The organism is Hydrotalea sp. GW822-HT8A01 (genome assembly GCF_058798575.1).
Genome location: NZ_CM179506.1, coordinates 2,156,876 through 2,171,365, shown reverse-complemented (window position 1 = coordinate 2,171,365; position 14,490 = coordinate 2,156,876). Strand labels below are relative to the sequence as shown.

Here is a 14,490-nt window from a genome sequence, read left to right as displayed (position 1 = left end):
AGCCGCCTTTTGAAATAAGTATACTTGCTTATTGCAATTATTTTTTAGCAGCGCTATCTACTTTTGCAGCAGCAGTATCTACTTTTGCAGTAGCAGTATCAACTTTTGCAGTAGCAGTATCTACCTTAACGGCAGTTGTTGAATCAGTTTTTGCTTCATCAGATTTTGCATTGTTGCAGGCTGCCATAACACCGGCTACTGCTAAAACGGCTAATAATTTTTTCATTGTTGTGAGCTTTTTTTGTGAATGAATTTTCTATTAATACCACACTGCAATAAAAGGTAACCCTGCCACAAGATTTTTTTTGAAATAATATTTTAAGTAATTTTTGGGTTACTTTTACCCTCCTTCAAGTATTAAAAGTACATCGCGTGAAAGCTGAGTTTAACGAACAGGAATTACTGAAAGGTTTGGCAAGCAACGATACCAGAGCTATTGAAACCATATATAAAAAAAATTTTAATATGGTACAGTCTTTTATTCTTAATAACAATGGTACTTACGATGATGCCAGAGATATTTTTCAGGAAGCTATGATTGCGCTATATGAAAAAGCAAAAAGCGAATCATTTGTTTTAACCTCTAAAATTAACACGTATGTATATTCCATATGCAGGAGATTATGGCTTAAACGATTACAACAAATGGGCAGATTTGTTCAACAAATTGATGGCTTTGAAGAGACTGTTCAGGTGGAAGATGACCTTGAGATTCATGAAAAACGCAACGCCGAGTTTGCAATAATGGAAAGAGCACTCAATAGTTTAGGTGAACCCTGTAAAAGTTTATTGGAAGGCTATTATTTGAAAAAATTAGATATGCAGGAACTGGCCAAATCGTTTGGGTACACCAATGCAGATAATGCCAAAAACCAGAAGTATAAATGTTTAACCCGATTGAAAAAACTATTCTTTGCACAATATAATATTGGAGAATAAATACAATGGAAGACATTCTTTTAATACAAGCAATTGAGCGTTACTTAGACGGTACCATGTTACCTGCAGAGAAAGCTTATTTTGAGCAGTTGCGAAAAAACACGCCCGAAATTGACCAAATGGTGGTAGAGCATAGCATGTTTTTAGCACAAATGGATGCATTTGCCGATCGCCAGCAATTTAAACAGGCATTGCACCAAAGCCATCAAAAACTGATGGAAAAAGGTGAAATTAATGAAGGCTCGGCTATTCATACCAAAGGCAAAATTGTAATGTTATGGAACAGGTACAAAAAAGTTACAGCCATAGCTGCAAGCGTTGCCGGTGCCATTGCCATTATAACCAGTGCTATGTTTGCTTATTTTAGTCCGGCAGTGAATGTAAGCCAATTGCAACAGTTGAGTAAAGACATTGAGGTAATTAAACGCAACCAACAGGTGCAAGGCTCTTTAATTAACGAAGTAAAAAGTAAATTACCCGAAAATGCCCGTTTAATTAGTGGTGGTACGGGTTTTTTAATTGATACCAAAGGATATCTGGTTACCAATGCACACGTATTAAGAGGCTCAGGCGCTATTGTGGTAAATAATAAGGGACAGGAATTTACCGCCAGTATTGTTAACATAAACCCTGCCGTTGATTTGGCAATTTTAAAGATTAATGACAAAGATTATCAGCCATTAAAATATTTACCTTACAGCATTGCTAAAAAAACCGGCGATTTAGGAGAAGAAATTTTTACGCTGGGCTATCCCCGAAATGAAATTGTTTACACGCAGGGTTATTTAAGTGCAAAAACAGGTTTTGATGGAGATACTTTAAGTACACAAATTCAAATGAATTCTAATCCCGGTAATAGCGGAGGCCCGGTTTTAAACAAAAAAGGTGAAGTAATTGGTATTTTAAGTACACGCCAAACCCATGCCGATGGTATTACTTTTGCTATCAAAAGCAAAAATATTTACAGCTTAGTGAACCACTTAAACAACAATGATTCGGAAAAAAATATCACAAAAATTAAACTCCCCTTAAAATCATATATTGCCAATAACAACAGAGAAGAACAGGTGAAGAAAATGGAAGATTGTGTGTTTTTGGTGAAGGCTTATAATAACTAAGCAAAGTTTTATAACATTAAAAAAGCCACCTCATTAAATCGGGTGGCTTTTTCCTTTTCAAATAAAACCATTATTTCCATAAATATTCAGGATATGCTCCGGTTTGTACCAATGCTTCAATGCTTTTTTTCACTTCCGGCGCATCTTCTTTATAAGTAACCCCAAACCATTGGGCAGATGTAGGCAATACTTTTACCACGCCTAAATTTCTTTTCACAAATTCATCAACCACTAAAGGAATAAAAAATTCTGATTTAATATTTTTGATATGCTTATCGAGAAATTCACCAAACAATTTTTCTGCCAGCGCAATAATGTTGGGATGAAAACCGAAGAAATTCATACTGACAAGGGTATTATCTGGCAAAGTACCATTCCCGTTTTCCTCTTCAAATATAATTTTTCCGGATGTATGATCTCTATAAATTTTTGTTCTTTCCCTGATATTCACCAATTGTTGTGCTTCATTTACAGAACAAACACCGCGGCTTACACTTCCATTGCCACTCAGTGTTTTCGATAATTCATAACCCATAATGGCATAAGTTGTTTCATTGCATTCCTGCTGCAAAAATTTAGCAGCTTTTTCAAAAGCTTCTCTTCCATAAAAATCATCTGCATTGATGATGGCAAATGGTTCAGTTATTTTCCCTTTACAGCATAATAATGCATGGGCTGTACCCCAGGGTTTTACCCTATCAGAAGGAACAGTGTGGCTTCCCACAAAATCATGTATGCGCTGGTACACATAATCTATTTCAATTTTACCATTTAAACGGGGCTCAAATTGTGCTTTAAAGGCATCCGCAAATTCTTCACGAATTATAAAAACTACTTTCGAAAACCCACTTCTAATGGCATCAAAAATAGAATATTCCATAATGGTTTCGCCACCGGGACCAAAAGCTTCTGTTTGTTTCATAGAACCATACCTGCTGGCCATACCTGCTGCTAGAATAACGAGTGTTGGTTGCATAATTGTAAATTTGAATCTTTGCGAAGCTAAAAGATAAGTTTAAAACATCCAATAGTTTTATTACAAACACATGCTGCATGTTTACATTACCTTTTGATAAAATGCCCTATTTGCAAGCTATTCCACTAACTTATGCAGCTGTTAATCAAAACATAACACTCGCTGTTTTGCGATTAGATGTTATTCATCCGGAAGTAAGTGGTAACAAATGGTTTAAATTACAATTTTATTTAAATGAAGCCATTCAGCAAAACAGCAGTCGCATTGCTACTTTTGGGGGTGCATATTCCAATCATATTTTAGCAACAGCTGTAGCCTGTAAAATGGCAGGTATGCCTTGTATTGGCTTTATAAGAGGTGAAGAAAAAATTACCCCTACACTGAAAGCTGCTGCCAATGCCGGTATGGAATTGCATTTTATAAGCAGAACAGATTATCGGAATAAAACCCTGCTACAGCAGCAATTTCGTCAATCCGGTTATTATTGGGTGCAGGAAGGCGGTTATGGTGAACCGGGTGCAGCAGGTGCAGCAACCATACACCGGTTTATTCCTTCGCAAACCACCCATATTACCGGGGCTGTTGGCACAGGTACCATGCTGGCAGGATTGCTAAAGGGTGCAGTACCACACCAAACTATTTTAGGAATTCCCGTTTTAAAAGGCGCCGAAAATATACAGCAGGATATTGCACTATTGGTAAAAGAACCGGAAAAAATGAAACAAATGGTTTGGTTGAATACCTATCATTTTGGGGGCTATGCAAAACATAACAATCAGCTACTGCAACAAATGAATGAATGGTGGCAATTATACCGTTTACCTACCGATAAAGTTTATACAGCAAAACTCATGTGGGCTGTTTTCGATTTAATAGAAAAAAAATATTTTCCTTCAGGAAGTAATATTGTAGCTGTTCATAGTGGCGGTTTACAGGGTAATGCATCCTTGTTACCGCATATTTTGAAATTTTCATAACAGCATCACCATTATATTTGTCTGAATGAAACGTATTTGTTTTCTTGCCGTTGTTTTTCTTGTTTGTGGTCAATTGCCTGCACTTGCACAGCAAAACGATACCTTGCCCAATTTTTCGGTGCATGCGCTCACTAAAAATAAAAATCAAATCAGTTGGATCAACCCATATCCAGATTGCAATCAATTAGTTGTGCAGCGCTCTTATGATAGTTTAAAGTTTTTTACCAGTATTTTTTCGGCCCAATCACCAGAATTGGTGCAAAACGGATTTGTAGACAATCAGTTTACACCGGGAGTTACAGTGTATTATCGTATTTTTTATGTACAGCAGGGAGGTAAATATTTTTTTACTGCTTCCAAATCGGCGGATAATTTAAGAGTTATGGCAGATGCCCAAAAAAATAACCAGATTTTATTACCGGGTCAGCCTTTACAAAATAATGAAACGATTATCATGTTCCGCATCTTTAATAAAGAGCGTGATTCGTTGTTGTATATGCTGGAACCCAAAGATTACAGGCATTTTAAAGATTCTATTACTACAAAAACCAAAGACACATTAAGTATAGTAGCAGAGAATGAAATTATATTAAAAAGGTATATCCCCAAAATGGAGTGGAAGCCATCTGTATTTGTTTTTACCAATAATAAAGGCTATGTAACCATTGCTTTACCCAATACAAAAATACATGATTACAGTGTAAAGTTTTTTAATGACAAGAATGAATTTGTATTTCAGATGAATGGAATAAAAGATCCCTATCTGGTGGTAGATAAATCTAATTTTTTACATGCAGGCTGGTTTTATTTTGAATTGTATGAAGACCACCACCTGAAAGAAAAAAACAAGTTTTATATCGAAAAAGATTTTTAAACTGCCCATTCCACCTCAAACACCTTTGCAAAGTTTTCTTTTACGTGTTGTTTTACCTCATCCATGGGGATAAACATTCCCAACTCTTTTTGCAGCGAAGTAACCTGTTTATTTTGAATACCACAGGGTATAATATTGTTGAAATAATTTAAATCGGTATTGATGTTGAAAGCAAAACCGTGCATGGTAATCCACCTGCTGCATTTAATACCCATGGCACAAATTTTACGTTCAAAACCTTTTTTATCCGGATCAATCCAAACACCGGTTTCGCCCTTACTGCGGCTGCCTTTTATACCATAAATTGCCAATGTTTGAATGATGACTTCTTCCAAACTGCGCAGGTACCAGCCTAAATCGGTTTTAAATTTATCTAAATCAAGAATAGGATAACCAACAATTTGTTGCGGACCATGAAAAGTAATATCACCGCCTCTGTTAATATGAAAAAAATCAATACTTTTTCCCTTCATTTCAGCTTCTGAAATCAAAATATGTTCGCGTTTTCCGCTTTTACCCAATGTATAAACGGGTGTATGTTCAACAAAAAGCAAATAATTTTTGGTTTGTTTCCGGGTAGCCTCATTCGATTTTAAGGCTACATTGGCTGCAAGCAGTTGCTCCTGAAAATCCCATACACTTTTATAATCTTTTAAACCTAAATCTTCAAAATAAACCAACCGCTCCATAACTGTATAAATTAGAATTGAATATAAATTTCAGCAGCACTTTTCAAAGTATTTCTTCAAAGTAATTTGGCAAAGTTACAAAAGCAGGCCGGTGAAAATAATACAGTTTTATGGCCTGCACCTATATTTGCAATAATGAATATGGAATACATTCAAATACCTGCTGAAGAAAACAATGAAAACCTTTATGAACGCAAAGCGTTTTCAATTGATAAAAATCAGGAACCCATTCGTATTGACAAATGGTTACAAATGCGATTGGAAAATGCCACACGCAACAAAATTCAGAAAGGTATTGAAGCAGGTTTCTTAACTGTAAATGGAAAAATTGTAAAGAGCAATTACAGAATTAAACCCGGCGATGAAATTGTATTACTCAGTTTCAATAATCCTGAATATACCGAAGTTAAAGCTGAACCCATTCCTTTAAACATAGTATTTGAAGATGATGCCATTATGGTCATTAATAAAACAGCCAATATGGTGGTGCATCCGGGAATAGGTAATTATACCGGCACATTACTGAATGGTGTAAAATATCATTTACTGCAACAAAACGCTGCTTTAAATGAAGATGAATTGCCGCGTTATGGCCTGGTACATCGTATTGATAAAAATACAACCGGTTTAATTGTGTTGGCTAAAACTGCCGATGCAGCCGCACATTTGGCCAAACAATTTTTTCATCATACCGTTAAACGAAAATATGTGGCATTGGTGTGGGGAAATATAGAAGCAGATGAAGGTACCATTGATGCACATATTGCCCGGCACCAGCAATATAGAAAAATGTTTGCCGCATATCCCGATGGTGAAATTGGCAAGCATGCCATTACGCATTACCGTGTGTTGGAACGATTTAATTATGTAACATTAATTGAATGTGTGTTAGAAACCGGAAGAACCCACCAAATAAGGGTACATATGAAATATTTAGGCCATACCCTGTTTAATGATTTTGAATATGGTGGCGATAAAATTTTAAAGGGAACCATTTACACCCGTTACAAACAATTTGTTGAAAATTGTTTTACTGTTTGTAACAGATGTGCATTACACGCAAAAACGCTGGGCTTTGTGCATCCGGTTACGGGCAAAGAGGTATTATTTGAATCTGATTTACCGACCGATATGACACAGGTAATTGAAAAATGGAGAAACTATATTCAACACAAAAACATAACAGATTGACAGTTTACCGCTTCATCAGAAATTTGTTGAAACAATGCGTACTGCATGCTCCCATTGCACTCACAAAGAATGAACAAATAGATCGTCAAACCCATCGCGTTATAAAAAAAGTTTTACAAAATGAAGGCATTGGTGCAGATGTAGGTGCTCACAAAGGAAAAATTACAGCAATGATGGTAGCGGCATCACCCCGCCAACAACACTATGCTTTTGAGCCCATCCCACAATTGTTTAAACATTTAGAAAAAAAATTTAATGAAAAAGTAAAAGTGTATCCTTATGCATTAAGTAATAGTACAGGCATATCAACGTTTAATCTGGTTACAACCAATATGGCATACAGTAGTATACGAAAAAGGCCTTATGACCGGCCTGAATTAGATGACTACATACCTGTTAACTTAAATACGTTAGATGCAGTTATTCCTTCATCCATCCAAATACAGCTAATTAAAATAGATGTGGAAGGGGCAGAGTTTTTAGTATTAGAAGGAGCTATGCAAACCATACAACGCTGTAAGCCCATAGTTTTGTTTGAATTTGGCAAAACCGGTGCCGGTGTATATGGTATTCCTTCCAGAAAAATGTTTACCTTATTTAACCAAACACTGCGCTATAACATTTTTACTTTAAGCGGATGGCTACAGCAAAAAGAACCACTTACTTATGCCCAATTCAACCATTTTTTCATTCATGAAAAAGTTTATTTCTTTTTAGCGGCACCTCAACCGGATTAATCGCAAAGTTTTACAGGTATTCCTATATTTGTCGCTGAAAAAGTAGAAATCAATTATATGCAAACAGATATCAAAAGTAACTGGACCCTTTTAGAAATTGAAAATATATACCGCTCACCTTTATTGGAATTAATATTCAATGCAGCAACCCTGCATAAAAAATACAATAACACTGCAGAAGTACAGGTTTGTACTTTACTGAGTATTAAAACCGGAGGTTGTACCGAAGATTGTGCCTATTGCCCACAGGCAGCACGTTATAATACCGATGTAAATGTTCAGGCTTTAATGCAAAAAGAAGAAGTACTGGCTTATGCAAAAAAAGCAAAAGATGCAGGCAGTACCCGTTTTTGTATGGGTGCAGCCTGGCGTGAAGTACGCGATAACAGAGATTTTGACCGGGTATTGGAAATGGTAAAAGGCGTAAATGAAATGGGCATGGAAGTTTGCTGTACACTGGGTATGCTGACTGAAGATCAGGCAAAAAAATTAGCAGATGCCGGTTTATATGCCTACAACCATAATTTAGATACCAGTGAGGAACACTATCACGAAATCATTACTACCAGAACATACAACGACAGATTAAATACTTTAGAAAATGTAAGAAAAGCTGGTGTTACGGTTTGTTGCGGCGGTATTATTGGATTAGGCGAAACACATGAAGACAGAATAAAAATGCTACATACACTGGCAACAATGCCCCAACACCCGGAAAGTGTACCCATTAATGCACTCGTACCCATTGCCGGAACCCCTTTGGCACATAATAAAAAAGTAGATGTATGGGATATGGTGAGAATGATTGCCACAGCAAGAATTATTATGCCTGCAACCATGGTACGCCTGAGTGCCGGAAGAACCAGTATGACTATTGCAGAGCAAGCACTATGCTTTCTGGCAGGGGCCAACTCAATTTTTGCCGGAGATAAATTGTTAACCACTCCCAACCCCAGTTTTGAAGAAGACAATGCCATGTTTGAATTACTGGGCTTGGTACCAAGAGAATCTTTTAAAGAAGAAAAACAACATTTGAGTGAAATGGTATAGCGGTTCAACAATTCATTTATTCTAAAGGCCATCACCCTTCCAGTTAAAATTTAAACTAACCTGGTGAAACATGTTTTGCTGATAAAAACCGGTTGCATAACGAATGTGTATTTTTTTAAATAGCACACCTGCACCCATCGTAAATCCATTTAAACCATTGGCCGTAGTATAAGCATTTAAATCGTGGCGGCGTAAAAAATTATAGCCTGCTGTAACTTCTACTTTATGATCAATCAACAATTGTACAGAAGCAACCAAATGGGTTACCAATTGATTTATAAAATTAGCATTATTGCTTGTATTACTATAAGCTGCATTAAAAGCAGTATCATTATACAAGGTATTAAAGGTTTGCAAATGATGCGCAGTTAAGGAAAATTGCAAAGGTGCCTTTTCTAATCTTTTGGTAAAGCCCATTTGCACATCAAAAGGCAATTCTTCTCTTATGCCATTGGTATAAGTTTTTAATTGTGATCCCATATTTTTAACAACCAATCCGGCCTGAAAACCCCGAGCGGAATCATAATAATTTAATCCAATATCTATTGCTATTCCGCTGCTTTTATATTGGGCATACTGGCTATTCATGAATTTAAAAGTACTACCCACCCACCAATTGTTGTGATAAGCATGCGAAAATAGGAGCTGCGCCACATAATCTACAGGTTTGAATGTTCCGAAAACATTGCCGGAAGCATCTGTTTGAGTTAAAATGCCATAATCAAAATAATTAATACCAATGGCTACATTGGTTTTTGATTGATTCAAATACCATGCAGTGGTTAAGCTATAATTTTTAATACCTGCAATAAAATTATTGAAAGCAGTATTGAGTTGCTGTTGCATAGCAGGCCTTAGCAGAGCCGGATTTTGAAAAGCCATACCCACATCATTGCTAATATTGGAAATATTTACCCCTCCCAATGCAGACAATTGGGCTGTATTAGGCTGTGTAACAAAATTATATACAGTATTTCCACCCAATGTTTGGGCAAACAAACCCATACTGCATAATAGCAAAAAAAGAAGGAATTGTAGTTGTTTCATTAGCGCGGTCAAGATACTAAAACTTGTAATTGTTCCGGTAAAAGTTACCATTCAAACTAAATTTTTCCCTTTAAAAAAAGGAATGGGTAAGCTTTGCAGCAATAATTATATTTGTTGCCATGCAAAAATCAGTTTCAGAAACCCCCTTAATACAACAGCATAATGCAATCAAGCAAAAATACCCTGATGCCATTCTGTTATTTCGGGTAGGCGATTTTTATGAAACTTTTGGTGCCGATGCTATTGTTGCATCATCCGTTTTAGGTATTACCCTAACCAAGAGAAATAATGGCGCTGCTGCTGCATCTGAGCTGGCCGGTTTCCCGCACCATGCCTTAGAAACATATTTACACAAATTAGTAAAAGCCGGTTATCGAGTGGCCATTTGCGACCAGTTAGAAGATCCAAAACAGGCCAAAGGCATTGTAAAAAGAGGTGTAACCGAATTGGTTACCCCGGGTATTGCCACCAATGATAAATTACTGGAACATAACAGCAATAATTTTTTAGCTGCCGTTCATTTTACAGAAACTATTACAGGAATTGCTTTTTTAGATATCTCAACCGGTGAGTTTTTTATTGCAGAAGGCAATATAGAATATGCTGATAAATTACTGCAAAGTTTAAAACCGGCAGAGGTAATCTTTCAACGCAACCACCAAAAACAATTCAAAGAATTATTTGGTAACAAGTTTTATACCTACACGCTAGAATCATGGATTTTTGATGAATTGTTTGCCAATGAAAGCTTGCTCAAGCATTTTCAATCGCATTCATTAAAAGGTTTTGGTATTGAGCATTTAAGAGCAGGCATTGTAGCAGCCGGTGCAATTCTGCATTATCTGAAAGAAACAGAACACCCCAACTTACAACATATAACTGCTATAAAACGTATAGAAAAAGATGATTTTTTATGGATGGACCGTTTCACCATACGCAACTTGGAATTATTGGGCAGTGGATATGGTGAAGGAAACGGACTATTACAAATTTTAGACAATACCGTAAGCCCAATGGGCGCCCGTTTATTGCAACGCTGGATGGTTTTTCCACTTAAAAATAAAATTGCGATTCAGGAAAGGTTAGATGCGGTTGCTTATTTAATTAAGGAACCTGAATTACGCAGCAAAACTGCCCATGCCATTAAGCAGTGTGGTGATATTGAACGCTTACTGAGTAAAATTCCCACAAAAAAAATTAATCCCCGCGAAGTATTGCAAATTGCCAAGGGATTACAGCAAACCGCTGCCATAAAAAGCGCATTTGCCAATTGTAACAATATTTATTTACAACGTTTATCTGATGCGTTAAACAATTGCAGCGTAATTACAGAAAAAATTATTAAAGAGCTAAAAGATCCACCCCCGGTTTCTGCACAGAAAGGAGATGTTATACAAGTTGGGGTGGATGCAAACTTAGATGAATTAAGAAAAATTGCTTCAGGAGGTAAATCATACTTACTCAATATCCAACAAAAAGAATCCGAAGCCACCGGAATAACATCATTGAAGATTAGTTTCAACAATGTATTTGGTTATTACCTGGAAGTTACCAACGCTCATAAAAATAAAGTACCCACACACTGGATAAGGAAGCAAACTTTAACCAATGCTGAACGATACATCACGCCTGAGTTAAAAGAATATGAAGAAAAAATAATGGGTGCTGAAGAAAAAATTCTTGCACTAGAGTCCGGTTTATATGATGCACTGTTAACTGCGCTGCAAGATTATATTGCACCCATACAGGTAAATGGCAGTACGTTAGCCATTATGGATTGTTTAATTTGTTTCGCTGAAAATGCATTGAAATTTGAATACAGAAAACCTGAAATACACGATGGGTTAGCATTGCATTTAAAAGAAAGCCGGCATCCGGTCATTGAACGAAATATGCCTTCAGGTGAAGCATATATTGCTAATGATATTTCATTGGATCCTTTAACCCAGCAAATTATTATTTTAACCGGACCAAACATGAGTGGTAAAAGCGCCATATTACGTCAAACTGCCTTAATTACGCTCATGGCTCACATGGGCAGTTTTGTACCTGCTGCAAATGCCTCTATTCCATTAACCGATAAAATTTTTACCCGTGTTGGTGCCAGCGATAATTTAAGTGGAGGTGAATCTACTTTTATGGTAGAAATGAATGAAACAGCCAGCATTATTAACAACCTTTCGGAACGGAGTTTAATTTTATTAGATGAAATAGGAAGAGGCACCTCAACTTATGATGGTATTTCCATTGCATGGAGTATGGTAGAATACTTGCACGATTCGCCATTTACGCCAAAAACATTATTTGCTACCCATTACCACGAATTAAATGCACTGGAAAACCAATTGTTGCGGGTAAAAAATTTTCATATTACTAATAAAGAAACAAGTAATAAAGTTATTTTTCTGCGAAAACTGGCGCCGGGTGGCAGCACACATAGTTTTGGTATTCATGTTGCTAAAATGGCTGGCATGCCGCCTGAATTAATTGAACGGGCCAACCAAATTTTACTGCAATTGGAAGGAAAAGAATTACAACATCAACATAATGATGATGAACCTGATACAACAACACATTTGCCGAAAATAAAATCAGGAAAATTGATAAAAGCGCCACAAGTTCAGTTATCTATTTTTGATGCACATACCGAAACTTTTGAAAACATTCGTAAAATGCTGGCTGCCATTGATATTAACCGACTTACGCCGGTTGAGGCGCTGATGAAGTTGAACGAAATAAAAGATATGCTTCGCTAGTATTTGAAATACAGAGAGACGATCCTATTACTGATACGTCTCTCTGTTTCCTGTTACCCTGATTGTTTTTAAAAGGTTGTATTGGATTTTTGGTTTTTTAAAAGTATTGGATGCTGAATTATATTGGATATTAGATTCTAAAGTATTCCCCCTCCTTCATTTTTATGCACCTGGCATTAATACGGTATCAATTACATGTATTACTCCGTTACTTTGATTTACATCGGCAATAGTAACATAGCTTTTACCTCCTTTGGCATCGGTTAATACTAGTTTTTTACCTTCTATAGTAGCGGTTAATGTACCACCCTCTACTGTTTTTAAAGTTGCTTTACCATGGCCTTCTTTAATTAATTTCGCAATGTCTTTGGCATTGTATTTTCCTGCCACTACATGATAAGTCAAAATTTTAGTTAATAAAGCCTTGTTTTCCGGTTTTACCAAATTATCAACAGTTCCAGCTGGTAATTTATCGAAGGCTTCATTGGTGGGTGCAAAAACCGTAAACGGACCGGCACTTTGTAAAGTTTCAACCAATCCGGCGGCTTTAACTGCAGCTACCAGTGTGGTATGATCTTTTGAGTTTACTGCATTTTGCACAATGTTTTTACTGGGATACATTGGCGCTCCGCCAACTTCAACGGTTTTTTCTTTTTGAGCTATAGTTGCATTCATTACCAAAGCCGCTGTCATCATTAAAAAAATTCTTTTCATAGTGTTTTTTGTATTTGTTTTTAAATGTTTTGTACAATAGTTACGAGGGCGGAATCAATTCGGTTTTGTATTTCTGATTTTTTTTGTATCCCGGTATGCCAATAAGTAATTAAATTCAACCTTTAAACTTCATCTTAAACGATCTGCCATGTATCAATGGAGAATTAAACTCTCGATATTCATTAATTATTTCGTGTTTGCTATTTTATTAAATAGTGTAGGCACGGTTATCCTGCAAGTTCAAAATAATTATGGTGTAACACAAAGCGCTGCAGCCGTTTTGGAGCCCTTTAAAGATTTAAGTATTGCCATCGTTTCATTTATTATATCTTCTTTTATTACTAAAATAGGCTATAAAAAATCGATGCTCATTGCACTTGCATTTATTTCATTGGTGTGTTTTTCAATGCCTTATACCAATAGCTTTTTTGCCACCAAGCTTTTATTTGCGGCTATAGGTTCCAGTTTTGCATTAATTAAAATATCAGTGTACAGTACCATTGGATTAGTTACTCGCTCTGAAAAAGAACATATCAGCCTCATGAATTTTGTAGAATCATTCTTTATGGTGGGTATTTTAGCAGGCTATTTTATATTCAGCTATTTTGTAAACGATAAAGATCCACATTCTACCGCCTGGCTGAAAGTGTATGTTTGGTTGGGGGCCTGCACTACATTTGCTTTTATTTTATTATTGAGTGCACGACTCGATGAATCAAAAGCACAACAGCAAGTTCAGAAAATTTCATTAGCGAAAAGTGTTGGAGAAATGTTTCAATTAATTGTTTCTCCAATTGTACTTATTTTTATTGCCTGTGCATTTTTTTATGTATTAATTGAACAAAGTATTATGAGCTGGCTGCCCACTTTTAATAGCCAGGTTTTAAAATTACCAACCACACTAAGTATAGAAATGGCCAGCATTTTAGCCGGCTCTACTGCAGCGGGCCGCTTTTTAGCCGGCCTGGTACTAAAAAAATTAAATTGGTTTACAGCATTGTTTTTATGTTTGATTCTGGCAACCATTTTAGTGTTAGTGGCCATACCGTTAGCACAAAAAACAACGGGGCAACCCATTACCGGTTGGGCTACTGCTCCCATTGCAGCATTCATTTTCCCTATGATTGGATTATTAATTGCACCTATTTATCCGGCCATTAATTCAGTTATTTTAAGTACACTTTCGGTAGAAAAGCAAGGTGTTATGTCTGGATTAATTATTATTTTTTCCGCATTGGGCGGTACAACAGGCTCTTTAATTACCGGCAATATTTTTCAATATTATGGGGGTATTCAGGCATTCTACTTTTCATTGGTACCAATCACTATTTTGGCGCTTTGTTTGTTTATTTTCAGAAAATTACAACTCAAATACAAGCAACAACAGTCACAAGTGTAAACATTCAATCAATTTCATTTTAT

14 protein-coding genes are annotated in these 14,490 nt (G+C 36.3%); 9 read left to right on the top strand and 5 right to left on the bottom strand.

Going from position 1 to position 14,490, the window contains the following annotated elements; genetic code table 11:
• Nucleotides 1–37: 37 nt before the first annotated feature.
• Complete coding sequence (locus AC3QLY_RS09530; protein ID WP_287100658.1) at nucleotides 38–226, bottom strand: hypothetical protein; 189 nt, start codon at nucleotides 224–226, stop codon at nucleotides 38–40.
• Between the two features lie 146 nt (nucleotides 227–372).
• On the opposite strand from AC3QLY_RS09530, the gene AC3QLY_RS09525 reads away from it, so the two are divergent.
• Both AC3QLY_RS09525 and AC3QLY_RS09520 read left to right on the top strand, forming a co-directional pair.
• Entirely contained in the window at nucleotides 373–939 is a 567-nt protein-coding gene (locus tag AC3QLY_RS09525) for an RNA polymerase sigma factor (RefSeq protein WP_218330583.1), read from the top strand.
• A 5-nt stretch (nucleotides 940–944) separates the two neighbouring features.
• On the top strand, nucleotides 945–2,057 hold the full coding sequence (locus AC3QLY_RS09520) for a S1C family serine protease (protein WP_218330584.1): 1,113 nt from the start codon (nucleotides 945–947) through the stop codon (nucleotides 2,055–2,057).
• Nucleotides 2,058–2,127: 70 nt separating this feature from the next.
• On the opposite strand, the gene AC3QLY_RS09515 is transcribed toward AC3QLY_RS09520, so the two are convergent.
• Nucleotides 2,128–3,033 carry a nucleotidyltransferase family protein gene (locus AC3QLY_RS09515; protein ID WP_074421288.1) on the bottom strand — a complete coding sequence of 302 codons (906 nt, stop codon included), beginning with the start codon at nucleotides 3,031–3,033 and terminating at the stop codon, nucleotides 2,128–2,130.
• Between the two features lie 77 nt (nucleotides 3,034–3,110).
• On the opposite strand from AC3QLY_RS09515, the gene AC3QLY_RS09510 reads away from it, so the two are divergent.
• Nucleotides 3,111–4,010 carry a 1-aminocyclopropane-1-carboxylate deaminase/D-cysteine desulfhydrase gene (locus AC3QLY_RS09510; RefSeq protein ID WP_288072775.1) on the top strand — a complete coding sequence of 300 codons (900 nt, stop codon included), beginning with the start codon at nucleotides 3,111–3,113 and terminating at the stop codon, nucleotides 4,008–4,010.
• A 25-nt stretch (nucleotides 4,011–4,035) separates the two neighbouring features.
• Nucleotides 4,036–4,884 carry a hypothetical protein gene (locus tag AC3QLY_RS09505; protein ID WP_288072776.1) on the top strand — a complete coding sequence of 283 codons (849 nt, stop codon included), beginning with the start codon at nucleotides 4,036–4,038 and terminating at the stop codon, nucleotides 4,882–4,884.
• Here AC3QLY_RS09505 and lipB read toward each other — a convergent pair.
• Nucleotides 4,881–5,573: a lipoyl(octanoyl) transferase LipB gene (lipB, locus tag AC3QLY_RS09500; RefSeq protein WP_074421246.1), complete on the bottom strand. Its 693-nt coding sequence runs from the start codon at nucleotides 5,571–5,573 to the stop codon at nucleotides 4,881–4,883. The genes AC3QLY_RS09505 and lipB overlap by 4 nt on opposite strands.
• Before the next feature lie 141 nt (nucleotides 5,574–5,714).
• Here lipB and AC3QLY_RS09495 point away from each other — a divergent pair, with 141 nt between their 5' ends.
• The 3 genes from AC3QLY_RS09495 to bioB are packed head-to-tail and all read left to right on the top strand — an operon-like array spanning nucleotide 5,715 to nucleotide 8,551.
• Nucleotides 5,715–6,764 carry an RluA family pseudouridine synthase gene (locus AC3QLY_RS09495; RefSeq protein WP_228733099.1) on the top strand — a complete coding sequence of 350 codons (1,050 nt, stop codon included), beginning with the start codon at nucleotides 5,715–5,717 and terminating at the stop codon, nucleotides 6,762–6,764.
• On the top strand, nucleotides 6,761–7,501 hold the full coding sequence (locus AC3QLY_RS09490; protein WP_179855961.1) for an FkbM family methyltransferase: 741 nt from the start codon (nucleotides 6,761–6,763) through the stop codon (nucleotides 7,499–7,501). The genes AC3QLY_RS09495 and AC3QLY_RS09490 overlap by 4 nt, the downstream gene beginning before the upstream one ends.
• A 57-nt stretch (nucleotides 7,502–7,558) precedes the next feature.
• Entirely contained in the window at nucleotides 7,559–8,551 is a 993-nt protein-coding gene (gene bioB, locus AC3QLY_RS09485; protein WP_074420291.1) for a biotin synthase BioB, read from the top strand.
• Between the two features lie 21 nt (nucleotides 8,552–8,572).
• Here bioB and porQ read toward each other — a convergent pair whose 3' ends face one another.
• Nucleotides 8,573–9,598, bottom strand: a complete 1,026-nt coding sequence (gene porQ / locus AC3QLY_RS09480; protein ID WP_287100655.1) for a type IX secretion system protein PorQ — start codon at nucleotides 9,596–9,598, stop codon at nucleotides 8,573–8,575.
• Between the two features lie 119 nt (nucleotides 9,599–9,717).
• Between porQ and mutS the strand changes: the two genes are divergently transcribed.
• Nucleotides 9,718–12,354 (top strand): DNA mismatch repair protein MutS, encoded by a 2,637-nt coding sequence (gene mutS / locus AC3QLY_RS09475; RefSeq protein WP_074420293.1) that lies wholly within the window; start codon nucleotides 9,718–9,720, stop codon nucleotides 12,352–12,354.
• Nucleotides 12,355–12,516: 162 nt separating this feature from the next.
• Here the strand turns inward: mutS and AC3QLY_RS09470 are convergent, their stop codons facing one another.
• Nucleotides 12,517–13,068: a fasciclin domain-containing protein gene (locus AC3QLY_RS09470; protein WP_492989698.1), complete on the bottom strand. Its 552-nt coding sequence runs from the start codon at nucleotides 13,066–13,068 to the stop codon at nucleotides 12,517–12,519.
• A gap of 148 nt (nucleotides 13,069–13,216) precedes the next feature.
• Between AC3QLY_RS09470 and AC3QLY_RS09465 the strand changes: the two genes are divergently transcribed.
• Nucleotides 13,217–14,467, top strand: a complete 1,251-nt coding sequence (locus AC3QLY_RS09465) for an MFS transporter (RefSeq protein WP_074418366.1) — start codon at nucleotides 13,217–13,219, stop codon at nucleotides 14,465–14,467.
• Nucleotides 14,468–14,490 lie beyond the last annotated feature (23 nt).